Annotated in this window: 23 protein-coding genes, 1 tRNA gene and 1 other RNA gene; 20 read left to right on the plus strand and 5 right to left on the minus strand. The window is 57.2% G+C overall.

The window, feature by feature from the left end; all coding sequences use genetic code 11:
• The first annotated feature begins 3 nt into the window (after positions 1-3).
• From IY73_RS06410 to smpB, 9 genes are all read left to right on the plus strand, one after another.
• Complete coding sequence (locus IY73_RS06410) at positions 4-525, plus strand: arsenate-mycothiol transferase ArsC (RefSeq protein ID WP_082346609.1); 522 nt, start codon at positions 4-6, stop codon at positions 523-525.
• Positions 526-706: 181 nt separating this feature from the next.
• A complete protein-coding gene (locus IY73_RS06415; RefSeq protein WP_053979101.1) occupies positions 707-2,101 on the plus strand; it encodes a glycoside hydrolase family 27 protein in 1,395 nt (464 codons plus the stop codon).
• A 123-nt stretch (positions 2,102-2,224) separates the two neighbouring features.
• Positions 2,225-3,442 carry a glycoside hydrolase family 27 protein gene (locus tag IY73_RS06420; RefSeq protein WP_053979102.1) on the plus strand — a complete coding sequence of 406 codons (1,218 nt, stop codon included), beginning with the start codon at positions 2,225-2,227 and terminating at the stop codon, positions 3,440-3,442.
• Between the two features lie 33 nt (positions 3,443-3,475).
• A complete protein-coding gene (gene prfB, locus IY73_RS06425; RefSeq protein WP_053962358.1) occupies positions 3,476-4,603 on the plus strand; it encodes a peptide chain release factor 2 in 1,128 nt (375 codons plus the stop codon).
• 179 nt (positions 4,604-4,782) lie between these two features.
• Positions 4,783-5,697 (plus strand): mechanosensitive ion channel family protein, encoded by a 915-nt coding sequence (locus IY73_RS06430; RefSeq protein WP_053962359.1) that lies wholly within the window; start codon positions 4,783-4,785, stop codon positions 5,695-5,697.
• Entirely contained in the window at positions 5,694-6,233 is a 540-nt protein-coding gene (locus tag IY73_RS06435; RefSeq protein WP_053979103.1) for a hypothetical protein, read from the plus strand. The genes IY73_RS06430 and IY73_RS06435 overlap by 4 nt, the downstream gene beginning before the upstream one ends.
• Positions 6,234-6,305: 72 nt before the next feature.
• Entirely contained in the window at positions 6,306-6,992 is a 687-nt protein-coding gene (locus IY73_RS06440; protein WP_053979104.1) for a cell division ATP-binding protein FtsE, read from the plus strand.
• A 12-nt stretch (positions 6,993-7,004) separates the two neighbouring features.
• A complete protein-coding gene (locus IY73_RS06445) occupies positions 7,005-7,952 on the plus strand; it encodes a permease-like cell division protein FtsX (protein ID WP_053962362.1) in 948 nt (315 codons plus the stop codon).
• A 13-nt stretch (positions 7,953-7,965) separates the two neighbouring features.
• On the plus strand, positions 7,966-8,490 hold the full coding sequence (gene smpB, locus IY73_RS06450; RefSeq protein WP_053962363.1) for an SsrA-binding protein SmpB: 525 nt from the start codon (positions 7,966-7,968) through the stop codon (positions 8,488-8,490).
• 64 nt (positions 8,491-8,554) lie between these two features.
• Here smpB and IY73_RS06455 read toward each other — a convergent pair whose 3' ends face one another.
• Complete coding sequence (locus IY73_RS06455; protein ID WP_148565065.1) at positions 8,555-9,988, minus strand: hypothetical protein; 1,434 nt, start codon at positions 9,986-9,988, stop codon at positions 8,555-8,557.
• Positions 9,989-10,204: 216 nt separating this feature from the next.
• Between IY73_RS06455 and ssrA the strand changes: the two genes are divergently transcribed.
• Positions 10,205-10,577: a transfer-messenger RNA gene (gene ssrA / locus IY73_RS08205) on the plus strand.
• 268 nt (positions 10,578-10,845) lie between these two features.
• Here ssrA and IY73_RS06460 read toward each other — a convergent pair.
• Positions 10,846-11,814 (minus strand): chymotrypsin family serine protease, encoded by a 969-nt coding sequence (locus tag IY73_RS06460; protein ID WP_053979106.1) that lies wholly within the window; start codon positions 11,812-11,814, stop codon positions 10,846-10,848.
• 494 nt (positions 11,815-12,308) lie between these two features.
• Positions 12,309-12,920, minus strand: coding sequence for a DUF998 domain-containing protein (locus IY73_RS08210; protein WP_158408653.1), 612 nt, complete (start codon positions 12,918-12,920; stop codon positions 12,309-12,311).
• 55 nt (positions 12,921-12,975) lie between these two features.
• On the opposite strand from IY73_RS08210, the gene IY73_RS06470 reads away from it, so the two are divergent.
• The 5 genes from IY73_RS06470 to IY73_RS06490 all read left to right on the plus strand — a co-directional run bounded on the left by IY73_RS06470 (position 12,976) and on the right by IY73_RS06490 (position 17,478).
• Positions 12,976-13,752, plus strand: coding sequence for a carbonic anhydrase (locus tag IY73_RS06470; protein ID WP_053979107.1), 777 nt, complete (start codon positions 12,976-12,978; stop codon positions 13,750-13,752).
• A gap of 380 nt (positions 13,753-14,132) precedes the next feature.
• On the plus strand, positions 14,133-15,827 hold the full coding sequence (gene pgm, locus IY73_RS06475) for a phosphoglucomutase (alpha-D-glucose-1,6-bisphosphate-dependent) (protein WP_053962369.1): 1,695 nt from the start codon (positions 14,133-14,135) through the stop codon (positions 15,825-15,827).
• A gap of 104 nt (positions 15,828-15,931) precedes the next feature.
• Positions 15,932-16,411, plus strand: coding sequence for a MauE/DoxX family redox-associated membrane protein (locus tag IY73_RS06480; protein WP_096334793.1), 480 nt, complete (start codon positions 15,932-15,934; stop codon positions 16,409-16,411).
• Between the two features lie 46 nt (positions 16,412-16,457).
• Positions 16,458-17,237 (plus strand): DsbA family protein, encoded by a 780-nt coding sequence (locus IY73_RS06485; protein WP_053979108.1) that lies wholly within the window; start codon positions 16,458-16,460, stop codon positions 17,235-17,237.
• A 168-nt stretch (positions 17,238-17,405) separates the two neighbouring features.
• Positions 17,406-17,478 (plus strand) — tRNA-Ala (locus IY73_RS06490).
• A 161-nt stretch (positions 17,479-17,639) separates the two neighbouring features.
• Here IY73_RS06490 and nadE read toward each other — a convergent pair.
• On the minus strand, positions 17,640-18,473 hold the full coding sequence (gene nadE / locus IY73_RS06495) for an ammonia-dependent NAD(+) synthetase (RefSeq protein WP_053962371.1): 834 nt from the start codon (positions 18,471-18,473) through the stop codon (positions 17,640-17,642).
• 85 nt (positions 18,474-18,558) lie between these two features.
• Between nadE and IY73_RS06500 the strand changes: the two genes are divergently transcribed.
• The 5 genes from IY73_RS06500 to serB all read left to right on the plus strand — a co-directional run bounded on the left by IY73_RS06500 (position 18,559) and on the right by serB (position 24,563).
• Positions 18,559-20,004 carry a sugar porter family MFS transporter gene (locus IY73_RS06500; RefSeq protein WP_082345503.1) on the plus strand — a complete coding sequence of 482 codons (1,446 nt, stop codon included), beginning with the start codon at positions 18,559-18,561 and terminating at the stop codon, positions 20,002-20,004.
• 139 nt (positions 20,005-20,143) lie between these two features.
• Positions 20,144-20,266 (plus strand): type B 50S ribosomal protein L36, encoded by a 123-nt coding sequence (gene ykgO / locus IY73_RS06505; RefSeq protein ID WP_053962372.1) that lies wholly within the window; start codon positions 20,144-20,146, stop codon positions 20,264-20,266.
• 389 nt (positions 20,267-20,655) lie between these two features.
• A complete protein-coding gene (nrdH, locus tag IY73_RS06510; RefSeq protein ID WP_053962373.1) occupies positions 20,656-20,889 on the plus strand; it encodes a glutaredoxin-like protein NrdH in 234 nt (77 codons plus the stop codon).
• Positions 20,890-21,096: 207 nt separating this feature from the next.
• Complete coding sequence (gene nrdE / locus IY73_RS06515) at positions 21,097-23,244, plus strand: class 1b ribonucleoside-diphosphate reductase subunit alpha (RefSeq protein WP_053962374.1); 2,148 nt, start codon at positions 21,097-21,099, stop codon at positions 23,242-23,244.
• Positions 23,245-23,357: 113 nt separating this feature from the next.
• Positions 23,358-24,563 (plus strand): phosphoserine phosphatase SerB, encoded by a 1,206-nt coding sequence (serB, locus tag IY73_RS06520; protein ID WP_053962375.1) that lies wholly within the window; start codon positions 23,358-23,360, stop codon positions 24,561-24,563.
• Positions 24,564-24,761: 198 nt separating this feature from the next.
• Here the strand turns inward: serB and IY73_RS06525 are convergent, their stop codons facing one another.
• A complete protein-coding gene (locus IY73_RS06525) occupies positions 24,762-26,525 on the minus strand; it encodes an oleate hydratase (protein ID WP_053962376.1) in 1,764 nt (587 codons plus the stop codon).
• Positions 26,526-26,593 lie beyond the last annotated feature (68 nt).

The raw sequence follows: 26,593 nt of genomic DNA on the forward strand, positions 1-26,593 counted from the left end.
GGCATGAGCAATACCGACAATCTTCCTCTCGTCTACTTCCTCGGCGCCAATAACGTCGAGAAGAGCGCAATGGCGGAAGCGATCACCAACGCCCGCCACGGAAACCTTTTCAAAGCCTACTCTGCTGGTACGAACTGTGAACCGGATCTCCCCCGGGACGCAGATTGTGTCGCCGCGTGTGCCGAGGCCGGCATTACCCTTGACGGCGTCTCCACCCCCGTTGACGAAGAACTCCTCCGCTCCGCCAATCTCGTCATTATCGTCTCCCGCAAGATGACAATCGACCCGGTACCCGGAATGAAAGGCATCATACTTCGCTGGGGTGTTGATGAACCCGCCGACACCGGCATTTCTGGTCGCGAACGCGCCAACCTGCTGCGCGACTACCTCATTCGACGTGTCGACGCACTGGCTGTAGGCACCATGACCAGCGATGGCACCCTCCGCTCCGGTTACCGCGGAGAAGACATCCTCGACCAAACCGGTGGGCAGAAGTCGAGCCGTCGTCTCACCAGCGTGAAATAATCACATCATTACTACTTTTTCAGGTAGCCCCCGTCACTTCCGACGGGGGCTACCTGCATCTCCTGATCTAGACGGGTGTCCGTTTCCTGAATGCAGGAAGAAAATTCTCCTACCCAGTAGGAAAACAGTAATAAATGCACTATTTTTACAGTGAACGTATCTTCTTATAGGAGTCCCCCTCATGCCTCGTAACTTCCGGGTTCGATTCGCCAGCGCCGCTCTCGCGTGTGCCACCATTGCTGGCAGCCTGGTGATCAATCCCACTCAGGCTCAGGCTGCTAACAACGGCGTCGCCCTCACGCCTCCCATGGGCTGGAGTAGCTGGAACGCCTTTCGCTGCAACATCACTGAAGGAAAGATCCGAGCCATGGCCGATGCCATGGTGAAATTGGGTCTCAAAGATGCCGGCTACACCTACATCAATATCGATGACTGCTGGCAAGCCTCCACCCGTGATGCCAACGGCAACCTGCGTGGGGACCCCAAGCGCTTCCCGTCAGGCATGAAGGCGTTGGCAGACTACATCCACTCCAAGGGCCTCAAAGCTGGCATCTACGCCACCCCTGGCACCCGCACTTGTGCAAACATCTGGGACAAATACCCAGGAAAACTCGGCTCGCTAGGCCACGAACAACAGGATGCTAACACCTTCGCCAAGTGGGGCTACGACTTCCTGAAATACGACTGGTGCAAGGCCGACGACGACGGCCAGGACCAGCAAGCCGCATTCACCAAGATGGCGCGGGCACTCAAGAAGACTGGCCGCCCCATCGTCTACTCCATCCACACTGAACCCGAGCTTCCGGTGCTCGCCTGGGAGCCCACCGTCGCCAACATGTGGCGCACCACTCCCGACATCCAAGACAACTGGACGTCCATGATCGGCACCGGCCTCATCAACCTCTTCGGGCAGCGCTACCAGCGCCCTGGCGCCTGGAACGACGCGGACATGCTGGAGGTCGGCAATGGTGGTATGACCTACCGCGAATACCGCACTCACATGACCCTTTGGTCCATCATGGGTTCCCCCCTCATGATCGGCACCGACCTGCGCAAACTTCACCCCAGTAACCTGGGCCTGCTCAACAACCCGTACATGACCGCCGTCAACCAGGACCCGCTGGGTGCCGCAGCGCAGACCGTCTACTTCAACGGACAGTCCCTGATTGTGGTGCGTCGCCTGACCTACGGTCGTGTCGCCGTCGCCATCTTCAACCTCTTCGGACAGGTGCAGCAGAACTCCCTGTGGTTCAGCACTCTCACCCAACACGGGCTGAAACAGTCCAGCAACTACCTCGTAACCGATGTGTGGGGCGGATACAACCGCCTCGGTAAGCGGTACGTGGATGGGCGCCTGGAAAAGCACGATTCCATCTTCTACATTGTCACGCCGGTCACGGCTCGCCAGGTGGATGCCTTCAAACGCTCCGAAGCTGCACGCAAGGCCCATGAGAAGGCAGAAACCAAGCGTATCCGTGAAGAAAAGGCTCAGGCCTACTCCGAGAAAGTGAAGGCGCAGAAAGAAGCTACTCAGCCAGCCAAAGACAAGAGCCCGCTCGGCAAACTCTTCGGCTAACACCACGACGCTCGCATCGCGAGCTATGTGACATACCTCAAGCGGGCATTCGCCCACACAGAAACCCTGTTCATGATTCAATCATTGTGACAGGGTTTTCTGCTGCAGGGAGAGAGAATACGAGTGTCACACCCCTTCCGCCACCTCCGTATCGCCGTCAGCGCGGCACTAGTCGCTGCCACGATCGTCACCCCCACACTGGGCAGCGGGTCCGCCCACGCACTCGACAACGGACTGGCACTCACCCCACCTATGGGGTGGTCGAGCTGGAACAGATTTGGCTGTGACATCGACCAATGGAAGATCAGAGAGATCGCCGACGCTATGGTATCCAGCGGGCTCAAAGACGCGGGCTACCGCTATGTCAATGTGGACGACTGTTGGCAGGCCGTCCAACGGCTCCCCAACGGAGACCTCACCTGGAATCCCCAACGGTTCCCCGACGGTATCCCCGGCCTGGCCCGCTATGTTCACGCCAAAGGACTCAAGCTGGGTATCTATGGGAACCCTGGAAAACGAAGCTGTGCGTCTTGGAGCGGTAGCTACGAGGGAGAAATGGGATCGCTCGGACACGAGTACCAGGACGCGCGCACCTTCGCCCGGTGGGGAGTGGACTACCTCAAATATGATGACTGCTGGTCAAAGGTCGATGGTGTGAGCGCCTCGCATGCCTTCATCACCATGTCGCAGGCCCTGCGCGCTACCGGTCGTCCCATCGTCTACTCCATCCACAACATGCCCCAACAACCTGTCCCCAGCTGGATACCGAAGGTCGCCAACCTATGGCGCACCACCGCGGATATCACCGACAACTGGGTGAGTGTGGCCACCATCGCCCTCCTCACCCTGCCGCTGGCACAGTATGCCCAACCCGGCGCCTGGAACGACCCGGACATGTTGGAAGTGGGAAATGGGGGGTTGACGCTCCCCGAATCGCGCAGCCACCTTACCCTCTGGGCCATGCTGGCGGCCCCGCTTATCCTCGGCAATGACATCCGTACCATGAGCCCGGAGACCCGCGAGCTCCTCACCAACCGGCTAATGCTGAGCGTAGACCAGGATCAGCTCGGCCGTGCCGCTGTTCCTGTTCACATGGAACGCGGTTGGGTGCTGTTGCGTCCCCTCACCGGCAACCGCTGGGCGGTGTCGTTGACGAATGTCTCTGAAACCCCGTTGGTCCTCTCTGTCACCCCGCAGGAGCTCGGTCTGGCTGGCCACTGGACCTACCAGGAAGCATGGAGTGGCCACGCCGGTACACTAACAGGTGCCCTCACCCGGCAGGTGAACCCCCACGACTCTGCCCTCTTCGTCCTCACCAGCGGGACCTCACCGAGAGGCTAACACCTGCGGTACTACAGCCGGTATCCTGGCCATATGACCCCTGAAATTTCCGCAGACATTGAGGATCTGGAAACCCGGCTCGCCTCTATCGAAAAAGTACTTGACCCGGAAGCCCTCCAGCATCGAGTCGACGAACTGGAACAGAAAGCCGCCGACCCTGACCTGTGGAATGACCAGGAGCACGCACAACACGTCACCAGCCAGCTCTCCCAAGTACAGGCACAGCTGCGGAAAGTGACGGCGCTGCGCGACCGCCTCAACGACCTCCCCATCATGTACGAACTGGCAGAGGAAGAAGAGAACCCCAGCGCACAGCAGGATGCAGTCGCGCTTGCCGACGATGAGCGCGCCGGGCTGCGCGGAGATATTGAGTCGACGGAAGTGACCACTCTGCTCTCTGGCGAACTGGATGAGCGTGATGCCGTCGTCAATATTCGATCCGGTGCCGGTGGCGTGGATGCTGCGGACTTCGCGGAGATGCTTTTGCGCATGTACATTCGTTGGGCGGAGAAACGTGGTGCCAAGGTGGATGTGTACGACACGTCCTACGCGGAAGAGGCGGGTATTAAGTCCGCTACCTTCGTGGTGCATGAACCCTATGCCTACGGCACACTGTCGGTGGAACAGGGTACCCATCGCCTTGTGAGACTGAGTCCCTTCGATAACGCACACCGGCGCCAAACCTCATTCGCGGAGGTAGAGGTACTGCCGGTAGTCGAGCAAACCGACCATATTGATGTGCCAGATTCTGACATCCGAGTGGATGTGTACCGGTCATCCGGGCCTGGTGGCCAGTCGGTGAACACTACTGACTCGGCAGTGCGCATCACACATCTTCCTACTGGAATTGTTGTCACCTGCCAGAACGAGAAGTCGCAGCTGCAGAATAAGGTGGCCGCCATGGCTGTGCTGCAGTCCCGACTGTTGGAAAAGAAACGGCAAGAAGAGAAGGACGCGCTGCGTGAGTTGGGGGCTGGTGGCAACGCTAGCTGGGGTAATCAGATGCGCTCCTACGTGCTGCACCCCTACCAGATGGTCAAAGATCTCCGTACGAGCTACGAGGTCAATAACCCGCAGGCAGTACTGGATGGGGATCTGGATGGTTTCCTAGAAGCAGGAATCCGGTGGCGTGCTAATGGTGGGGCGGATGCAAAGAACTAACTGCGCGGAACTACCTCAGCCGTAGGCGCCTCCGCCGTGTGCCCGTTAAGCTGGATGTAGCTACTTTTTCACCAACCCTCGCTGGTATCTTCTGGAGAGGCAGCAGACCTGTCTCCACCGGGTTCGTGCAGCGACCGCTGCAGGCCCCTAGTAGGTGCATGGACGCAGGAAGGATCGGCATGTCTAACCCCACGTGGGCGTCAATATTGTCCTGGCTCGGGACCCAAGGAATACAGATTCTCCTTATCGTTATCGGATCTATTCTCTTGGCTCGGCTGGCGGGATTCGTTAGCCGGCGAGTCACGCGGAGCATCGCACAAGGTGAAGAAAACCGCGATAGCCTGGTGCAATCTGAAACGGCGAAGCATCGCTACGCGGTAGCGCAGGTCATCACCTATGTAGTGGTGGCACTCATCGTGGTAGTGGCAGCAGTGGGTGTGGTGGATCGCTTGGGAATTTCCCTCACCACTCTGGTGGCACCCGCCACAGTCCTTGGCGCTGCTCTTGGTTTTGGTGCACAGCGCGTGGTGCAAGATTTCCTGGCGGGATTCTTTGTGGTGACGGAACGCCACTACGGCTACGGCGATGTGGTCACCATTTGGGTGACGGGATGTAGCGAACCGGCGGAGGGAACCGTGGAGGACGTCACCTTGCGTATCACCCGGGTTCGGACCGCTGATGGTGAAGTGGTGACGGTACCCAATGGTCAGATTGTGAAAACCATCAACCGGTCGAAGGACTGGGCGCGCGCAGTGGTGGATGTGCCCGTCCGCAACCAGTACATTGTCCCGGCTACCCACAGTCTGCATAGGCTATGTGATGACATTATCCACGACCAGCAGTTCCGTGATCTGCTCCTCGACAAACCCACCGTGATCGGTGTGGAGGAGATCGGGGCAGAGGAAACAGTGCTGCGTATCGTCGCCCGCTCGCTGCCCGGAAAGCAGTTTGAGGTATCCCGGGAATTACGTGTGCGAGTTGCCCATTGCCTGGCAGGCCTCGGAGTGGATTCTGACCAGGTGCAGGCAGTGGGCACCAGCGGGGAATTATCCACGAGTGCGCCGCAGAGCGAAGAAAAGGGGGAGGACGCATGACGGAGCGTAACCAGCAGAACATGAGCGGAGTCCATGAAGGCGTCACCGCTGGCAACAGCCGGGAGCAGTTATCAACGGAGAAGGACGCGGTGCGCGAGGAACATAGCTTTGGCCTCCACTGGGGGGAGCAGCGGGAACGGGAGCACCGCGGCGAAGTTATCTCCACGATCGTGCTCGCAGTACTGTTTGTGGCTCTCCTCGGCACCTATGCTTACCTGCACGGTTCCACTCGCTTTGAGCTCTTCCAGCCGACTCCGACGAGCAGTACCGTGCAGCCGATCCCCATTATCCCGTGGGAGGAATACCAAAAGCAGATGCAGCAGCAACAGTCGAGCTCGCCGACAATCTCTCCCAAGAGTTCGGAAAGCTCTTCATCGTTGTCCTCCAACGAGCTGACAACGGAGCCTTCCCCAGGGGACGAGTCGGGGAGTACTAGCGAGACCACCCGCCAGCCTCTCTTCCCACCATTCGGTGATTCTGGCTCAACCCAACCCTCGGATTCTCGCCCAGTACCCGAGTCGTCACCAGCGCAGTAGAGCGAGTTTCCATCCTGTCTCCGTGCGTCCTGTGGCGACAGGCCCTGCGAACCTTTTAGAGTGATAACCGTGATGATCGATGTTCAGAATGTCTCAGTCGAATACCGAGGTGCTACGCGCCCGGCGCTCGACAATGTCAGTTTCCAGGTAGCCAAAGGTGAGTTCGCCTTCATTATTGGCCCCTCTGGTTCGGGCAAGTCCACGGTGTTGTCAATGCTGTTGGCAGACCAGAAGATCCGCTCCGGCACCATTACTGTGGCAGGACAGCGTGTCGATAAGCTGCGCGGTGGAGCAATTTCGCGTTACCGTCGGAATATTGGTTGTGTATTCCAGGACTATCGCCTGTTAGAACGCATGACGGTGGAGGAAAATGTGGCTTTCGCCCTGCGCGTGATCGGCAAGCGGGACCGCTTCATCAAAGAAGCTGTTCCCGAGGCACTCGATATGGTCGGTTTGGCGGGCAAGGGGCGGCGTTTCCCCAATGAGCTCTCCGGTGGTGAGCAGCAGCGTGTTGCGATCGCCCGAGCTTTCGTCAACCACCCGCTGGTACTGCTAGCCGACGAGCCGACCGGTAATCTGGACCGCTCGATCAGCGACGAAATCGTCACCCTGCTGCAAAAGATCAACCGCACAGGTACTACCATCCTCATGGCCACCCACGACGACCGCATTGTGAACGATCTCCGCCAGCACGTCGTCGAAATGCGCCACGGCAAAGTTTTCCGCGACGAAATGTCCGGCGTCTACGGACGTATCTAAGGAGGGGCAGCAATGAACGTGAAATTCCTGTTCGGTGAGGCTTTCCGTGGACTCCGCCGCAACCTCGCTATTACCTTCGCCATGATTGTCACCGCCTCCATTTCTCTAGTCATGTTGGGTGTGGGTATTCTTATCGCCGGCATGGCAGACAATTCCAAGCAGGAGTGGGTAGACCGCACCGAGATCTCGATCTTTGTCGAACCCAGTGTGGCGGTGAAGGACCCCGACTGTGATAAGAAGGGATGCGGAGACCTCCGCAAAGCCCTGCTCAACACGGAAGGCGTGAAGTCGGTTCGTTACCGAGACCAGCAGCAGTCGCTGGAGGTTGGAAAGAAAACAGCCCGCGCGGATACAGCAGAGATCTTCGACCGTGCCGATGTGCGTGCCATGCCCGGTACGCTGCTGGTAAAGCTGAATGGTGAAGACACCGACTCAACCCCTGTGGAAGCCACGGTTTCCCGCTTCCCGAAGGTTGCGCAGCCGGCTGTGCAAGCTCGCAACGGACAGCCCGCTATCTACATTTCGGACTCTCGCGAGCTCATTAACCGCCTCTTCAGCTTCCTTGATCTTACCCGCAATGCCGCCTACACTTTAGCCGCATTCCTTGGTCTGGGTGCGCTAGCACTCATTGCCAATATGGTGCAGATGGCAGCATTCAACCGTCGGAAGACCACCCAGATTATGCGGCTGGTTGGGGCTAGCCGCACCACCGTTACCGCTCCCTTCTCACTGGAAGTGGTGCTGAGTTCCTTTATTGGTGCACTGGTGGCGATTGCTGGACTATTTGCCGTCCACGCCTGGATCCTTACCCCGTTGTTGAAGAATGTGTGGGAAGGCCGTGCCATCGCCCAGATTACTGTGGCTGATGTTGGGTTGGTGTCTCCTATTCTTATTTTCGTCGCTATTGTTGGTTCCGCGCTGGCATCCGTGCTGGTGCTGCCCTTGTATGTTCGTCGCTAGGTGGTGTAGATAGGTGGGCGCGAAGTCCAAGAAAGCTCAGCAGAAGAAAGCAGCTGAGGCGGCAAAGAATGGTGGCAATTTCACTGTCGCCACCAACCGGGCTGCCCGCCACAACTACACCATTCTGGACACCTACGAGGTGGGCATCATGCTCGTCGGCACCGAGGTAAAGAGTCTGCGGGAGGGGAAAGCGTCGCTGGTCGACGCGTGGGCATCCATTGAGGACGGTGAGCTGTGGCTGCGAGGCCTCCACATCCCCGAGTATTCCTACGGGACGTGGACTAACCACTCTCCGCGGCGTACCCGTAAGCTGCTCGCCCACCGGCGTGAAATTGACTATCTGCAGGGTAAAGTCCGAGACGGACACCTTACCCTGGTGCCGCTCAAAATGTATTTCAAAGATGGTCTTTGCAAGATTGAATTGGGATTAGCCGCCGGCAAGCAAGCCCATGACAAGCGTCAGGATATGGCCCGCCGCCAGGCGGAACGCGATGTTATTCGTGAGCTTGGCCGACGCGTCAAAGGGATGCGCGGATAAGTGACTATGATGGTGCTGCCCGCAAGTTTTTTGCGGGGCAGCCGTGTATGTGACGAACGTGAGGCTACTGCGGGGCGATACGCAGCATCCGAGTCGCGGTTCCCTGCCACATCACCCCGTCTGGGGTGATCATGCCTGTTAGCTGCATTGGTTCATCGAAAGGCAGCCATCCTACAGGCGTCCGGGAGGTCTCCCTACCGGTGCGAGCGTCCACCGAGACAACCCATACGCGCGTCGAGTCGAGGTCGGTCGTGAGCGACCAGATGCGGAAGTCTTTGAGCGTGAGCATTGGCAACGTGCTGATGCGGTGCATGTTCTCCCACCGTCGCACGCAGCGGTCGTTCACTAGGTCAATGCGGGTCAGTCCACCCAGGAAAGTGGCTTTTTCTGGGAATTGTGGGCCCTCTACAGCCAGCTTGGGGTAGGTAAAGCCGTAGGTGGAGGGAATCCACAAGCTATTGCCATGGGCCATGATGGAATTCTCTGTGCCCTGGTTAGGAGCTCGGAAGGCCGGCATCGTGCAGATTGTGCGGCCTGTTTCCGCATCGAAGACCAGCAACCGCGGTGTGAAATCTGCGCTGTCGACAATCGCTACCCGGGAGTGGTTCGGGCCGAAAAATGTAGGTGTGGTGCCAGAGCCCCAGGAGAGTTGTCCTGCTTTACGCGCTCGTCCGCGGTCGTATGCTCGTGCCCATTTGACTTTGGGGACGGGGCCGCTAATCTCCCACAGTTTGTGGGTGGTAAGGACTGACACACCGTTAGGACGCGGGGTGAGACCGTTGGCGACGCGCTCTCCATTTCCCAACTGTAGGGTGCGGACTTTTCCAGCGGGAGTGATGCTTCCCACCAGCGCGTCGGAGGTGGAGAACCAGGTGTTTCCGGCTTCATCGGGTATCACTCCCGCAATACTTACGGTTTCGGGGAGTCCGGGGATGGTGGTGGACTCATCGACGTAGAACTCCCATTGGCGGGTAGCGGAAGGCTGTTCGACTGCCCGGAAGGCTATTTTCAACAGCTTGTTGCCCTCCGTCATTACCACTCGGTCCTGTTTATCAAGGTAGCCGTAAACGCCACCCAAGAGTCCATTCTTGCGCAGTTCCCAGGTGGCTAGTGGCCGGGCGGTATGTGGATCCATAAGGACCACAGTTGGGGCTATGGGGGTAATGCCATGCCGGAGACCCACATATTTGGTACAGAGAGCGATCGTCATCTTCGTGGATGTCTGAAAGGCAGTGGAGCAAGCGCCAAAAGGAATAGAGAAGGTGACGGAGGGGTTGTTGCCAGGTCCAGCCCAGGGGAGAGCGTCACTGGAGTTCATGTCGCGATGTATGAGGCGGACACCTGTGGGAGAGGGAGTAGTCCTGGTAGATGACGGGGTGGTGGGCAGCTCGTTAGTTGGCGACGGTGTCGCATGGGCGGGGAATGACAGGCTGGCAATGAGGGCGAGTGAGCTCACTAAAGTGGTGACATGGCCCGCATGAAGATGATGGTTGCTCATAGGTACAGTGTAAAGTGGTAAAATAAGCCCTAAGCTACATTTGGTTAGTTGTTTTCTTGACACTTTTTGCCATGTATGCACGGGTGTAGTTCGGTGTGTCTAGACGGTCTTCCCCTACTACAGACTCGATCCCTATAGCAGACTGTTGAGAGAAGTCACGTTTTGGCGTATCCTGAAGTGTCACCTGGGTTCAGGTGATAGCCTTTTGGTTTTCAAGGGGCTGAACGGTTTCGACTGCGTATGTTGCGTCGGGAGAAGCGTGCCGGTGCAGGCTAGAGACCACCGTGAGCGTCGTAGCAAACTATTAAGCGCCGATAATACTCAGCGCGACTACGCTCTCGCTGCCTAATAGCGACGGCTAGTCTGTGGGCCCGGAAGTGTCTCCGATCCGGTGTTGTCCCACATCATCAAGGGGGCTTACTGTGAGCTGCGGCTACGGCAGCTCACAGGACATCTAACAGTAGCTGGGTTCGCCTTCTGGACTTGTGAGCGTGTTCCAGAGAACCAAGTAATGGCGTAGTTCACTGCGCACGGAGAAGTCCTGACAAAGCTGCGGAGGACCCGGGTTCAATTCCCGGCAGCTCCACAATACGGAAAATCCCTGGTCATAAATGACCAGGGATTTTCTTTATTTCCACTGGTAGTTGCATGTTTTTATTATAATCCATTGTGGACAGTGGGGGACAGGTTTAGACTAAAAAGTGGCACAAAAGTGGCACGGCAAAGGGGTAGAACACTATGCCAGCCGGGGAATTTGGAGGGATAACTAAAACCTCCACGGGAAGTTACCGGGCACGGTGCGCCGTTTGGGGAACCTTATTAGCGTATACCTAGGCCGTGCGGTGAGAGCAGGGAAGTTATGAGCGGTAGATGGTGAGACCCCACCGCTTCATGGCTGGGCTAATATCTTGGGCGCTCACATGGGTGGCATCGGCAGGTTGGCGGTACGAGATAATACCGACGGCATAGAGCTCGTTGTCGATGACGGCGTAGACCGGGCCGCCAGAGTCGCCACTATCGACGTAGCCACGGAATTGGAAGATACCGGTTTGGTTGTAGCCAAGGTAGGCACCACAAGACTGGCCGGTGCGGTAGCCGAGGTGGCAGACGCGGGGGTGTTGCTTGTCGAGCCAGACGACGTCACCCCAGCCTTTGAGAATCTGTTGGAAAGGCGGTTTCGCGTCAACGTATTTAAGGCTGTAGAGCTCAATGAGGCCGTAGTCTGTGCCACCGGTTTTGAGGAAAGCTGATTCCACCATTTCTCCGATAATGGCGCGGTTGCCGGACTGGTCAGAGACTGCGAATTGGTCGCGGACGCTTCCACAGTGGCCAGCGGTGAGGATAAAGCGGCGTTGTTCGCGTCCGACAATCCATCCTACGGAGCACTGTTTGTTCTGGGTGATGTTGAGTATCAGCCCACCGGGGACGACTTTGCCGGGGTAGCTGAGCCACCCCCATTCTTTGCTGCTGTGATAGATATGAGAGTCTGATTGGCCGTCTGGGGGAGCGGGCCGCACTTGGGTTGTCGTGAGAGTCGTGGTGGTGGGTGCGGCGCTGGTGCGAGTACGTTGGATGCTCCGCGGTGTGTAGGCCTGGCCATCAGCGTCACTGTTCCGGTGGGAACGGCGATAGGAGCTCCGTTCAGTGCTGCTTCGGTAGTCGTAGTGGTCGTTCGCGCGGGAGGTGGTTTTAGTGGTGGTGGTATCGGTTCTTGATTCGGTGGCATCGCTGGAAGCGTAGATGCTGTGATCTCCACATGCGCTGAGGGGAAGAAGGCTGATGGTTGCTGCGGTGACGCCGGTGATGAGGCGTCGGGGAGGGGCCACGGGAGGTCCTTCCACTAGTGGGCTACATCTGTGACGAAGTTCACTTATCGTAACGATCGTAGCAGTGGAATTCTTCCCAGTGGTTAGGATGAGGGTTCATGAGAGGCGAGACCAGCGTGCCGCTCCATGGTGTGAGGCGGCACGTGGTGAGGAAAGACCGTCATAGCAGAAGGTGTTGAGAGCCTTGTTTGCCTTCTAGCGAAGGATTTTGACGTCTGCAGTTCCAGCCGATCTCATTGTGGAGGTCTGCGGTGTACTCGATCTTGGTGGAGACCGCTTCTTTATAGGGGTGTAGTCACGAATCCTTTTCTGTTGCGGTAATCCTAATGAAATGCGCAGATATTGAGACGAAGCGTCGACAATGATCTTTCACAGTTCGTTGTCTATCCCGGCCCACTTCCATGAGAAACGCTATGGGGGATCGTGCGAGGAATAACGTGGGGGAGAGAAGGGAAGGGGATGAAAATTGTTGGGTTCCTAGCTAGCAGCCATACCTAGTATCCAGTAGCAAGCCAGAGTGCTGCGACGGCAAGGAACCAGTATGGAACAGCGATAAGATAGATGCGTTCTGCGAGTCCGACAACGCAGCGGAGAGCGGGTATTACGGCCACGAGCAGCATTGACCAGAACCCCAGGTGGGTGAGCACAACCGCGGAGGTGATCCAACCGGACTGTGCCCAGCTCGCGGAAAGTGGAACGAAGATGACGAAGATGTAGAAGAGAATGAATCCAAGAAGGGCGAAAATGCTGTGGAGTTTTCCGGTGCGGGTACGTGCCTCCTGAGTCAGGTCATCCATCGGGAAGAGAAACAGCATGAACTGACTCCAGATAGCGAAGGCAAGAAGAACAAGCCAGGGCCAGCTCGCTATGTGCGAAATTCCCAAGCTCACGGCAATAAGAACGTAGGCTAGGAGTGTCACCATTCCCATTGCTGTGAACATCGGCCGGCCCTCTCCCGTTCCGTATTCCGACAAGGTAGTACGAAAGGGAGTGAAAGGCGGAGTGTGTTCGCGGTGGTAGAAGTGGACGCCCGTGAACAATACACAACGGACACCCAACAGTACTAGTGCACAAATGAGAAGTATGTATTCAACTGTATTAGGCATGTTGGCAGTATAAAGGAAGCCTTTTCTTCTCCGCGAAGGGTGTGCTACAACCGCTATGACCAGTGAAAATAACGTGTGGTCCCAGCTCATTGATGGCAACCGTCGGTTTGCTGAAGGTAAGTCTCGCTTTAGTGGATATTCTGTTGACATGAGGGAGAGTCTGGTAGCTGAGCAGCATCCACATACAGTTATTGTTTCCTGCTCCGATTCTCGAGTGCCACCGGAGATTGTCTTTGATGCCCAGTTAGGTGAGCTGTTTAGCGTTCGCACGGCGGGGCTGACACTCGACGACATGGTGTTGGCCTCCATTGAGTTCGGGGTGGTGAACCTGGGAATACGTCACGTGGTGGTGATGAGCCACACTAACTGTGGTGCAGTAGCAGCCGCTATGGATGCCTTGGATAGCGGGGAGATAGTAGCTGAGAAGGACATTTCGTCCGCTCTTGAGGGTTTAGATGCGGATGCCACTATAGGGGCAGGAGGCATGATTGTGACGGGTTCTTCCGTCATCACCGCAGAGACCTTCGGAGATGGCGAGGCTTCTCCCCCTGGGCTGTTGGCGAAGACTGAGTTCACGCGAGTGGTAGCGGAAACTACGGAGTCGGAATCGTACTTGCCGGAGATTGTGGCACGTGTGGCCCCTATTGTTGCAGAAGCAAGGCGAGACGGACTGAAGGATCCCAGTGATTACTCACGCCGTAATGCTCAATTTGTGGTGCACAAGCTGCGAGAGATGCCCGCGCTGACCGGACTTTGGCAGGCAGGGGTGCTGGCCATTCGTGCAGCGCTTTACCATCTGGACTCGGGGCTTGTAGAAGAACTTGAAGTGTAGATTCTTTCTGGGGAAATACTTGCGCACCTGTAACCCAGTGTGTCTATAGCCGTGTACCTTTGACGTCGAGTGCTACACGTGGGACAGTGCGCGAATACCTTCTCAACAGCGTGTAGTGCGGGGGAAACTATTGCCCTGGGGGAGCTCCCGTGACAACACCGTCTGGCTGGCAGAACACTGAGCACCACACTGATCCGGGGCAAGAAGTGCCTCCACAAGGCAATCCTCAGGAATACGGGGGCCCTCCGTTCGGGCAACCCGGTTATGCGTACCCCGGTTATGGCAATTCCACCCCCACTAGGGAGGAAATAACCCATGCAGAATCTGTGTGAAAAGGGCACCATGGAAGAAGACACCGACTATCGCTTACGGAGTGAGAAATGCATCCTCGTGCTGGTCTTCCCGCTGACCCCGCTGACCTCATTGATGTGCAGCATGTCCTCGACTGCTACTACGACATCACCCCAGATCCCGATGATCCTCACCAGCAGGTAGCCTTCGGCACCTCGGGTCATCGTGGCACCTCCGTTAACGGTTCTTTCAACGAAAACCACATCCTGGCGACCACTCAAGCTATTGTCGACTACCGCCGTAAGATGGGCTACACCGGCCCCCTCTACATTGGCAAAGACACCCATGCGCTGTCCGGCCCCGCCCAGGACAGTGCCCTCGAAGTACTACTTGCTAATGGTGTAACGGTGATGGTCGATGCACGCGATCGTTTCACCCCTACCCCGGCAGTCTCTCGCGCCATTCTGCGGCACAACGCCGAGCTGCCCGGCGGTGTGACCGGCACCGCTGGCGACCGCGCCGATGGCATCGTCGTCACCCCCTCCCATAACCCTCCCACCGACGGCGGTTTTAAATACAACCCACCCTCCGGCGGTCCCGCTGATACCAACACCACCTCCTGGATTGCCGACCGCGCCAACGAGTACCTGCGCGCCTCCTTGCAGGGCGTGGCTCGCTGCGCTCTCGACCAGCTGGGACAACCAGGCCAGCCGGATGCCAGCCGCAAAGTGCCCTTCGACTACCTCGACATGTACGTCCATGACCTCGGCCTAGTACTAGATCTCGAGACCATCCGCGGAGCTGGCGTCCGTATTGGGGCTGACCCCCTAGGCGGCGCATCGGTGGATTACTGGGGAGCCATTGGGGAACAGTACGATCTCTCCTTGACCGTGGTGAACCCCAGTGTGGATCCTGCGTGGTCATTTATGACGGTAGATCATGACGGCAAGATTCGTATGGACTGCTCGTCACCCTACGCCATGGCCTCTCTCACCTCCCGCATGGAGCAGAAGGATCCCCTCGGGCGAGCCCCCTTCGATATCGCCACCGGCAATGATGCCGATGCCGACCGACACGGCATCGTCACCTTCGATGCCGGGCTGATGAACCCCAACCACTACCTGGCGACCGCCATTCAATACCTCTTCGCGCATCGCCCCGGGTGGGGCTCGTGCGGAGTAGGAAAGACCCTGGTGTCTTCCTCCATGATCGACCGAGTCGTGGATAGTCTGGGACGAACTCTGGTGGAGGTGCCGGTGGGCTTCAAGTGGTTTGTGCCCGGCCTCTTCGACGGTTCACTGGGCTTCGGTGGTGAAGAATCTGCGGGTGCGTCCTTCCTCTGCAAGGATGCCTCCGTGTGGTCTACCGACAAGGACGGCATCATCCTTGCTCTTCTCGCCTCTGAGATTCTTGCCGTGACCGGTAAAACCCCCAGTCAGCATTACGCCAAACTCACAGAGGAGTTTGGGGCACCCTGCTACGCCCGTATGGATGCGCCCGCTAGCCGGGAAGAGAAGGCCACCCTAGCAAAACTCTCTCCGGAGCAGGTGACGGCCACCGAACTTGCTGGCGAGCCGATTGTTGCGAAGCTTACCGAAGCCCCCGGAAATGGTGCTGCTATCGGTGGTTTGAAGGTTGCCACCGAGCATGCCTGGTTTGCCGCACGTCCGTCCGGCACCGAGGATATCTATAAGGTCTACGCGGAATCCTTCCTCAGTGAAGAACATCTGGCCCAGGTGCAGGAAGAAGCGCAGCAGGTCGTGTCTGCGGCGCTCGGCAGCTAGAAGCGACGAATTGACGGTTCCTCGCTAGGATAGAAGCCGTGACCACTGTAGAAAACGCTACGAGCGCCCCAGAGACACAGTCTGGGGAGGACCGCGATTTGGCGGTGCGCCCCTGGGTCAACTGGGTATCACTCCTAGCTCGCCTAGCGCTGGCAGCCATTTGGATTGTGTCAGGCTCGCTTAAAGCCAGCGACATGATGGAGACCCGGGTAGCGGTCCGGGCCTACCAAGTGTTGCCGGACTGGGCAGTGCCAAGTGTCGCTTTCATGCTGCCAGCATTGGAGATCCTGCTCGGTATCTTCCTTCTTCTGGGTATCAAAAACCAGTGGATGGCGATAGTCTCTGCTGTTGTCTTTGCCGTGTTTATTGTGATGATCGTGCAGGCCTGGGCGCGAGGACTACAGATTGACTGTGGTTGCTTTGGCGGCGGCGGATACGACGCCTCTGCTAACCACCTCACGTACCTCTCAGAAATCGCCCGCGATCTCGCCTTTATGGTGTTCGCCGTGTGGCTGGCCTGCTTCCCCCACACCCCCCTGGCAGTGGAACCGGGAAGCCGTGCCCCCCTCCGTCGTCATCCCTAACTCGACTGTGTGCGTGCCCACAGTTGTCCTATGAAAGGTTCCCCCCGTGGAAAAGAAAAAAGATAAGCGTCGCCGCACCTCTACTCCGTCTAAGTACGTGCCTTCCAATAAGAAGAGCTACGGCTGGCTGTGGGGCTTGCTGGTTGTCATCGTCGTAGCGGCCATTGTCGCTGTGGGTATCTACATGGGTGTGAAGAGCAACCAAGACAGTCAAAATGGCTCCGATGTTGCTATTAAAGACTCTTCTGTGAAGGTCACCGAGAACTACATCGAGTTCCGCTCCAACAACGCAAAAAAGGATGCGAAGATTCTTGAAATGTTCGAGGATCCTCGTTGCCCCGGCTGTTCTGAGCTGGAAAAGATGCATGGCGCCGAACTCGCCGACGCCATCCACTCCAACCAGGTAGTGCTCCGACTCCACCTGATGGACTTCCTCAACTCGCAGGGCACCACACAGTACTCCACCCGTGCTAACGCAGCTCTCCTTACAGTAGCCCTCACTGGAGATGCCGAAAGTGCATTCCGTTTCCACTCCATCCTCTGGCACACTGCCCCTCCGGAGGGTGCTGGTGTACCAGAACCGACCAACGCCGAATTGGCCGAGAAAGCCGAGATGGCAGGTGCCAAAGGCGAGGTCATCTCCAAGATTAAGTCTGGAGACGTCGACACCATGCGTGCCGCCACTATGGGTCGCGCTAATCTGAAGGCTCTCAACGACCGTATGGACGGCCAGGGTGGTACCCCGGCCGCTTTCCTCAACGGTAAGCACATCGACACCAGCCGCCCCGACTGGGTCACCTCGCTCTACTCCGCGGAGAAGAAGTAACGCGAGTGAAGCGCCCTGGGAGTATTCCCGGGGCGCTTTCGTATTTACGAACGTGTTGCATGTCGTCTTTCTCGCCGTCGCCTCCACGTTAACCGCGCCCCTGTGACCTGCCGATTTGGTGAGCTCTCGCGAAGTGGTGTAACTTAACTACAGCAGCCGAAAGGCACTGGGGCTATGGCGCAGCTGGTAGCGCACCACACTGGCAGTGTGGGGGTCACGGGTTCGAGTCCCGTTAGCTCCACAAAACGGAAAATCCCAGGTCGCTACTGACCTGGGATTATCTTTATTTGTGCAGGTAGTTGCACATTTTAGGCTCATTCATAGTGGGCAGATGGTGAAATCTTTAGGCTTACTTTTGGCACGGGATTGGAGTAGCTATGGCGATAAAACGACTCGGTCACGCTAACTCCGCCACCAGGTGTCGTAGGGTGCCACTGGGACGGTGCGTTTGTGTTGGGATCGTGTGAAGTGCGCTTCGATTGTGTCGCAGGCTTCCGCACTTGGTGCGTCTGCGACTCCTTCTAGGTAGTCGTCAATGTCCCGGTACGTGACGCCTAGAGCTGTTTCATCGGGGAGTGCCGGGCGGTCGTCTTCCAGGTCTGCTGTGGGGATTTTCTCCCAGGTGGAGGCGGGGGCGCCGAGCTGTTGTAGGAGGGCGGCGCCTTGGCGTTTAGTTAGTCCGCTGAGGGGAGTGAGGTCGGCGCCGCCGTCACCGAATTTCGTGAAGAACCCGGTGACGGCTTCGGCCGCATGGTCGGTGCCGATAACCAGGTACCGTCGTTGTCCGGCGACCGTGTATTGCGCAACCATGCGCTGTCGGGCCTTCACATTCCCACGTACGAAGTCGCTGATCTCTTCTCCATCTAGTGCAGTGCATGCTGCCGCGACAGCTGCGTCGGTTGCTTCCTTGATGTTGACCACCAGAGATGTGTCGGGCTGGATGAAATGCAAGGCGCGCTGGGCATCGTCTTCATCGGCTTGCACACCGTAGGGGAGACGCATGGCAATGAACTCAGCGTGGTAACCTTCGGCACGCAGTTCTTCAGCAGCAAGCTGCCCTAGTCGCCCCGCCAGGGTGGAGTCTTGGCCGCCACTGATGCCGAGGACGTACCCGTGGGAGCCGGTGGCGCGTGCATAGTTTTTGAGAAAATCGATGCGAGTGCGGATCTCTTCAGTGGGGTCGATGGTGGGCTTCACGTGTAGTTCTGCGATGATGCGATCGCGAAGAGTAGTCATAGAGCTAGCTTAGCGCTCCATTATTTCCGCTGTGTTTCCGCTTTTAACCGCTCGGTTGCTTCTGGTCCTTGCGAGAATTCCAGGTATGACCGCAACCACTGATCAGACCGCGCCTAAGCGCGCGAGTGTCCAGCATCGCACTTCTAGCATCGGGCTGGTATCGACTATTGCCGCACTGGGCGGCATTCTTTTTGGCTATGACACCGGCGTGATGTCGGGCGCTCTGCTCTTTATTAAACCCACGTTTGACATGTCTGCTACTCAAGAAGGGCTCATCACCTCCATCTTGATGGTGGGCGCTGCAGTGGGTGCCCTCTCGGGTGGTCGGCTCGCGGATGCTATTGGCCGCCGCTGGGCAGTGTTCTGGGCGGGCATTCTCTTTATTGTGGCGTCGCTTGCCTGTGCGTTCTCAGGTGGAGCTTCAGCTGCTGTGGCAACGGTGTCTCTGTCGATCTCACGCTTCATTCTGGGTGTGGCAGTTGGTGGTGCGTCCATCATCGTCCCGATGTACATTTCTGAGATTGCTCCGCGCGGTGTGCGTGGCCGTTTGGCAACACTGAACTCTCTCATGATCGTGGTGGGGCAGCTTATCGCGTATGGCGTGAACTCGGCGTTGGCACCGTCGGAAAATTGGCGTCTGATGCTGGGGCTGGGAGTTGTGCCGGCCATTGTGTTGGCCATTGGAACATACCTCCTTCCGGACTCTCCTGTGTATTACCTGCTGCATAACATGGTTGACGATGCGGCTGCAGTGCTACGTCACCTGCGGCGTGGGGACGATCTTGAGCATGTTGATGAAGAGCTGGCGGCTTTAGCTCAGGCGGTTGCCGCGAAGAAGGATAAGAAGTCCGAGTGGTCTGCCTTGGGTACTCCGTGGATCAAGATGGTGATGGGTATCGCCATTATGGTCGCGATGATTCAGCAGGTGACGGGTGTGAATGCTATTGTCTACTACGCTCCGACGATGTTGAAGAATGTGGGTTGGACAAGCCAGAATGCGGTGTTCGGGTCCATTCTTATTGGTGTCGTGTCGGTGGTGTCGTGCTGGATTGGTTTGTCGATCGTTGACAAGGTTGGGCGTCGTCCGCTGCTGTTGGGTGGACTTGCTGGTACGGCGGTGTCGTTGCTGGCGTTGACGCTGGTGTATTGGCTGGCGCCGACTGATGAACTGTGGGCGTCCGGCTTGATGCTGGGGCTGATGGGTCTCTTCATGGTGTTCCAGCAGTCTGCGGTATCGGTGGCGACGTGGCTGTTGGTGTCTGAGCTTATCCCGTCGGCGGTGCGTGGCATTGGTATGGGTATCGCTGGTCTGGCGCTGTGGCTGATGAACTTTGTGGTGGCCATGTGTTTCCCGCCGCTTCTGGAGAGCATTGGTGGCGCCTGGACGTTCCTGGTGTTTGCAGTGCTCTGTGTGTTGGCCTTCAGTTTTGTGTTCAAGATGATTCCGGAGACGAAGAATCGGTCGTTGCCGGAGATCGAGGAAGGGTTCCGCCTGCGTTGTGCTGCGCAGAGTGAACCGGCTGACGGGTAGTAGCCTACTGTTCCTCACTTTGGAGTAGCTGGAGAAATCCGGTAAGCTTTTCCGAGTGTGTCAGTCGGCGCTGCGGTTATGCCGCGCGGAACCGACCGACGTGGAGACTTATTCATTGGCTTAAGAAAGGAGCGTCCGCATGAAGGTCCGTAATTCCCTCCGGTCGCTGAAGAACAAGCCGGGCGCTCAGGTTGTGCGTCGCCGCGGCAAGCTTTATGTCATCAATAAGAAGGATCCCCGGTTCAAAGGCCGTCAGGGCTAATTCTTAGCGTTGAGAGAAAAGAGCGTGAGCATTTGTGCTCACGCTCTTTTTGTTAGGTGCAGGCCATTGGGGGGAGGGGGTAGACGTGCTCTCTATGGGTGAAATTAGCGCCTAGACCAGCACTTTTTCTTCTAATGTGATGTATATCACATGCCGATGATGGCAATCCCTGTAGCCGGAATCACATCTTTGTTAGTCCGGTGAACGCAAGATGTGAATCGCCATTCTCGACTTTCACGGCTAAATCCTAAAATGTGAGACATCGACATGGGAATTTCACTTTTGTAATTCCTACATATAGTGCTACTGGCGGAATTTTCGCACAAGTTATAGTGTTTTCAGTGTTAGTCACATTGATGTGAGTCAGATGTCGTCAGTGAAGGATTACTGTGAGCGTCACCGTCTACACCAAGCCCGCTTGTATGCAGTGCAAGGCCACCCAAAAGGCCCTCAATAACGCCGGTATCGAATTCGAACTGGTGGACATTTCCCTCGACGATGAAGCCCGTGAATACGTCCTGGCCCTCGGTTACCTGCAGGCACCAGTCGTCGTCACCGAAGAAACCCACTGGAGCGGCTTCCGCCCGGACCTCATCAACAAGTACGCCGTACAGGCTGCCTAACCGCCTACGCAGTACCGCGTACCGAGCGAGGAGGCACCCGTCACCTTCCCGTTGCAGCCGCAACCGCAACGCCGTCATCGCATAGCACATGTGTAGTTGGCGGCGTTGACGCGTGTATTACACCCTAATGCTAAAAATGATCAGGTAACCACACCAGCGAACCCGATCGACCGCAGAACCTACGAGGCAGAGGAGAGAAGAACGACCATGGGCGAAAAGAAGATCCTGACCGATGAACATGGACAGCCCCTTGATTACCACTCGCTGAACGCGATGCTGAATATCTATGACGAGAACGGACAGATTCGCTTCGAGTCCGACCAGGAAGCAGCCCGCCAATTCTTCCTCCAGCACGTCAACCAGAACACTGTCTTCTTCCACACTCTCAAGGAGAAGCTCGAATTCCTCCTGGAAAACGACTACTACGAAGAAGACGTGATCAATCGATACTCCTTCGACTTCATCAAGAGCCTTTTCCAACAGGCCTACGCCCATCGCTTCCGCTTCAAGACATTCCTGGGTGCCTACAAGTACTACACCAGCTACACGCTGAAAACCTTTGACGGCAGCCGCTACCTAGAACGCTACGAAGACCGCGTATGCATGGTGGCCCTTGCACTCGCTGAAGGCAACGAGCAGATGGCTCGCGACCTCGTCGAAGAAATCATCACTGGCCGCCTGCAGCCCGCCACTCCCACCTTCCTCAACGAAGGCAAGAAGCAACGTGGTGAACCCGTCTCCTGCTTCTTGTTGCGCATTGAAGACAACATGGAGTCCATCGGACGCGCCATTAACTCCTCCCTGCAGCTCTCCAAGCGTGGCGGCGGCGTCGCCCTCCTCCTCACCAACCTGCGTGAACAAGGCGCCCCCATCAAGCGCATCGAAAACCAGTCCTCCGGCGTCATTCCCGTCATGAAACTGCTGGAAGACGCCTTCTCCTACGCCAACCAGTTGGGTGCTCGTCAAGGTGCCGGTGCTGTCTACCTACACGCGCACCACCCCGACATCATGCGGTTCCTCGACACCAAACGCGAAAACGCCGACGAGAAGATCCGCATCAAGTCCCTCTCACTCGGTGTCGTCATTCCTGACATCACCTTCGAGCTTGCCCGCAAGAACGAGGACATGTACCTCTTCAGTCCGTACGACGTCGAACGTGTCTACGGTAAGGCCTTCTCCGACATCAATGTCACTGAGAAGTACCGCGAAATGGTCGACGACCAGCGAATCAAGAAATACAAGATCAACGCCCGCAAGTTCTTCCAGACCCTCGCCACCATCCAGTTCGAGTCCGGTTACCCCTACATCGTCTACGAAGACACCGCCAACCGCGCGAACCCCATCGAGGGGAAAATCACTATGTCGAACCTCTGCTCCGAGATTCTGCAGGTGTCCACCCCCTCCACCTACAACGACGACCTCAGCTACTCACACATCGGTCGCGACATCAGCTGTAACCTCGGCTCCATGAACGTCGCTATGGCCATGGATTCCCCCGACTTCGGTAAATCCGTGGAAACCGCTATCCGCGCCCTCACCGCCGTCTCCGACCAGACCAACATCCAGTCGGTACCATCCATCGCTCGAGCTAACTCCGAAGGCCACGCCATCGGCCTCGGCCAGATGAATCTTCACGGCTACCTCGCCCGCGAATGCGTCCACTATGGCTCCGAAGAAGCCCTCGACTTCACCAACATCTACTTCTGCAGTGTCCTCTACTACGCCCTCAAGGCCTCACATCAGCTGGCGGTAGAACGTAACAGCCGCTTCCTCAACTTCGAGAAGTCCAAGTACGCCACCGGCGAGTTCTTCGACAAATACATCGAGAAGGAATGGGCCCCCGTCACCGACAAAGCCAAAGAACTCTTCGCGAAGTCCAGCATCCAGATTCCTACTCAGGAGGACTGGAAGAAACTCCGCGAGGACATCATGCAGGACGGTATCTACAACCAGAACCTACAGGCAATCCCGCCCACTGGCTCCATCTCTTACATCAACAACTCCACTTCCTCGATCCACCCGATCGTCTCCAAGATTGAAATTCGCAAGGAAGGCAAGATCGGCCGCGTCTACTACCCGGCCCCGTTCATGACAAACGACAACCTGGAGTACTACACCGACGCCTACGAACTGGGATACAAGCCCATCGTCGACACCTACGCGATGGCCACCCAGCATGTGGATCAGGGTCTGTCTCTCACCCTCTTCTTCCCCGATACCGCCACCACCCGCGATATTAACAAGGCCCAGATCTACGCATACTCCAAGGGTATTAAGTCTCTCTACTACATCCGCCTCCGCCAGATGGCGCTGGAAGGAACAGAAGTTGAAGGCTGCGTGTCCTGCATGCTCTAACTCAAAACACACTGACGCCCTGCCGGGGAAGGCAGGGCGTCAGCTTTTGACCTCCTGCATCTGGCCAGGAACAATAAGATCTATCGAGCTTCACCGCGATATAAGGACGCAGCATGAAGAAAGCGGATACTGTTCTCGTCACCGTCACCGGACGGGATAAGCCCGGCATTACGTCCGCCCTAATGGGCATCCTCGGCCAACACGACGCCGTTCTCCTCGATGTCCAGCAGGTGGTCATCCGTGGCCGCCTCATCCTCACCGCGCTCATCGAGCGTCTCCCGCACTGTGGGGCACTCGTCACCGATATTGAAAACGGGATGACAGCATTGGGCATGGACGTGGACATTGAAATCGGCTCCGACCCGGTCGGTTCCGCCGCCAACGCCACCCATACCATTCTCATCCTGGGCCGTCCCGTCACTGCAGAAGCCTTCTCCCGAATCGCAGGAACGCTCGCTGAACTGGGCGTCAACATTGCCACGATTAACGGCATCGCAGACTATCCGGTCACCGGCATTTCGTTGCAGATTGTGGCCCGCAGTGCCTCCGGCGAGCGTATCTCTGGTATTCGCGTTGCCCTTGCCAAACTGTCCACTGAACTGGGCGTCGATATTTCCTTCGAACCGAATGCCCACGCCCGCCGTGCCCAGCGCCTCATCGTCTTTGACGTTGATTCCACTCTCATCCAGGGTGAAGTCATTGAAATGCTGGCCGCACACGCCGGTAAGGAAGCCGAAGTGAAGGAGATTACCGACCGCGCTATGCGCGGCGAGATTGACTTTGCAGAGTCCCTTCGTGAACGCGTTGCCACCCTAGAAGGGCTTCCCGCCAGCATTATCGACGAGGTCTCCCAGTCCATCGTGCTGACCCCTGGGGCGCGCACCACTATTCGCACCCTAAAGCACCTCGGCTTCAAGTGCGGTGTTGTGTCCGGTGGTTTTAACCAGGTTATTGCCCCCTTGGCGAAGAGCCTGGACCTGGACTTCATGCGCGCCAACCAACTCGACATTAAGGATGGGATCCTTACCGGCAAGGTCAACGGGGCTATCGTCGACCGTGCCGGAAAAGCCGAAGCGCTCAAAGAATTCGCTGCGCAAGAGCGCATCCCCCTTTCGCAAACCGTGGCAGTGGGAGACGGCGCCAACGACATCGACATGTTGAAGACCGCCGGCATGGGTATAGCGTTCAACGCCAAGCCCGCGTTGCGCACAGTGGCCGACAACTCCGTCAACTTCCCCTATCTAGATGAGGTTCTCTTCATGTTGGGCATCACCCGCTCCCAGGTGGTAGCAGTGAACGGCGACATCCGCCGCGATTAATTCTCACTGCAGCCAAAATTCCGCTCAGACGGGTTCCCACAGCGGCGTACGTTGTCGGTATTGCCAGAGCAGGCCCGCTCCATTACGTAGAGAATCCGCCCCCGGTCACACCATGAACCAGGGGCGGATTCTCTATTGTCGGCGATACAGGAGCCCAGTGCAGTGGGGGATCAGCCGCGCTAGAAGTCCTTCTCGGAATTACTCCGGCAGGAAGCTATAGCGTCGCATAACCTCGCCAATAACTGTCTTGTCCAGGAACGTCACCAGCGGACGACGGAGGAACCCGGGGATCTTCTGGAGTGGGGTTTTACCATCCATCATCTTGACGGTGGACGCCATGAGGGTACGGACGTCATAGACGGAGCCGAACACTTCAGGAACACCACGGTCTACGCCACAGAGGGTGTAGACGGACTCCATACCGGAGCGGACAGAGTACTCGGTGGTGAAGATGGTGTCGCGGGGGATCTCGGCGAACTGGCCGATGAAGGCGAAGTTCTGGGAGCCGTCCGGGACTACCTTGGGCCGGTCGCTGTTTTCGCGTGGCATAAAGAAAGCAGTAATAAAGGGCATCATAACCGGGATACAGTGGGCAGAGTGAGCTGCCATCTCGGGGATCTCCTCTTGCGGCACCCCAATGTGGTAAAGCCACTCGGCGGTGATCTCCTCGCCAGTGCAGTCGCGCATCGGCTTCTTGATGTAGTCGCCCGGGCGATCGGTAAAGAGGCTATAGATCCACACCACAATCTGGTCGTCGGTCTGTGCCTTGAAGTGCGGCTGGCGGTTGATGGTCCAGGACATCAGCCAGTTAGAGTCCTTCACAGTGACAATACCGCCGGTAACAACACGTCCGGAGAGCGCGTCGCGCTTCGTAATCTTCTCGATATAGGGGCGAATCTTGCCGTCCAGGGTAGTGAGGGTTGCAGATTCCCAGTTGGTGAGGTCGGTTTGGGTGCAGTACCTCTCTGGGTTGCCGAAAGAATCGTGCTGTTTAGCGATGTTGCGCCACATTTCCCAGCATCCCACGGGCTCGGTATTGAAGGCCGCGGGGGTGTTATGGTCGCCGTTGGCGGATCCCTCGGTGCAGGAACCATTGGTGATGAAGACGAGGTCATTCTTGGTGAGGTCGATCGTCATGGGATTCCCGTTGTGAGTACCGACGATCTGCACAGCCGTCTTCTTCTCACCGCGGATGTCGAATTTCACATTGCTGACGGTGGTGTCGAACTGGAAGTTCACTCCAGCCGCACGGAGGTATTCCACCAGCGGCTTGATGAGAGACTCGAACTGGTTGAACTTAGTGAATTTCAGCGCCGTGAAGTCCGGGAGACCACCAATATGGTGAATGAAACGCTGTAGGTAACGGCGCATTTCAATGGCGGAGTGCCAGGGTTCGAAAGCGAACATTGTGCGCCAGTAGAGCCAGAAGTTCGATTCGAAGAATTCTGGGTCGAGAACGTCCGTGATCTTCTTGTGGTCAAGCTGCTCCTCTTTGGAGAGGAAGAGCTTCATGATGCTGCGGGAGGCCTTGTCGGAGAGCGCAAACTTTCCGTTGGTCTGGGCGTCCAGACCTTGCTGGACGGTGGCGCGGCAGAGCGAGTAGTTGGGGTCGTCTTTGTTGAGCCAGTAGTACTCGTCCAAGACAGAGACACCCTCGGTTTCTACTGAGGGGATAGAGCGGAAGAGATCCCAGAGACACTCAAAGTGGTTTTCCATTTCGCGTCCACCGCGAATGATGAACCCTTTGGTGGGGTCTTTGATGCCGTCACAGGCTCCGCCGGGAAGTGACATGGATTCCAGAATAGTGATGCGGGATCCATCCATCTGGGCGTCACGAACCAGGAATGCTGCGGCAGACAGGCCGGCGAGGCCAGCGCCAACAATGTAGGCACTCTTCTCATCAATGCCTTCGGGTTTACGGGGATGCGCAAACGCTTCGTAGTTGCCGTTGCTGTAATACAAGGGGTGTCCTTTCAGGCGGAGTCATTCCTCGAAGCCCTTTCCCACGTGGTGCTTTCGGCAGGCCATGG

This window comes from Lawsonella clevelandensis (assembly GCF_001293125.1).
Classification (GTDB): Bacteria; Actinomycetota; Actinomycetes; order Mycobacteriales; family Mycobacteriaceae; genus Lawsonella; species Lawsonella clevelandensis.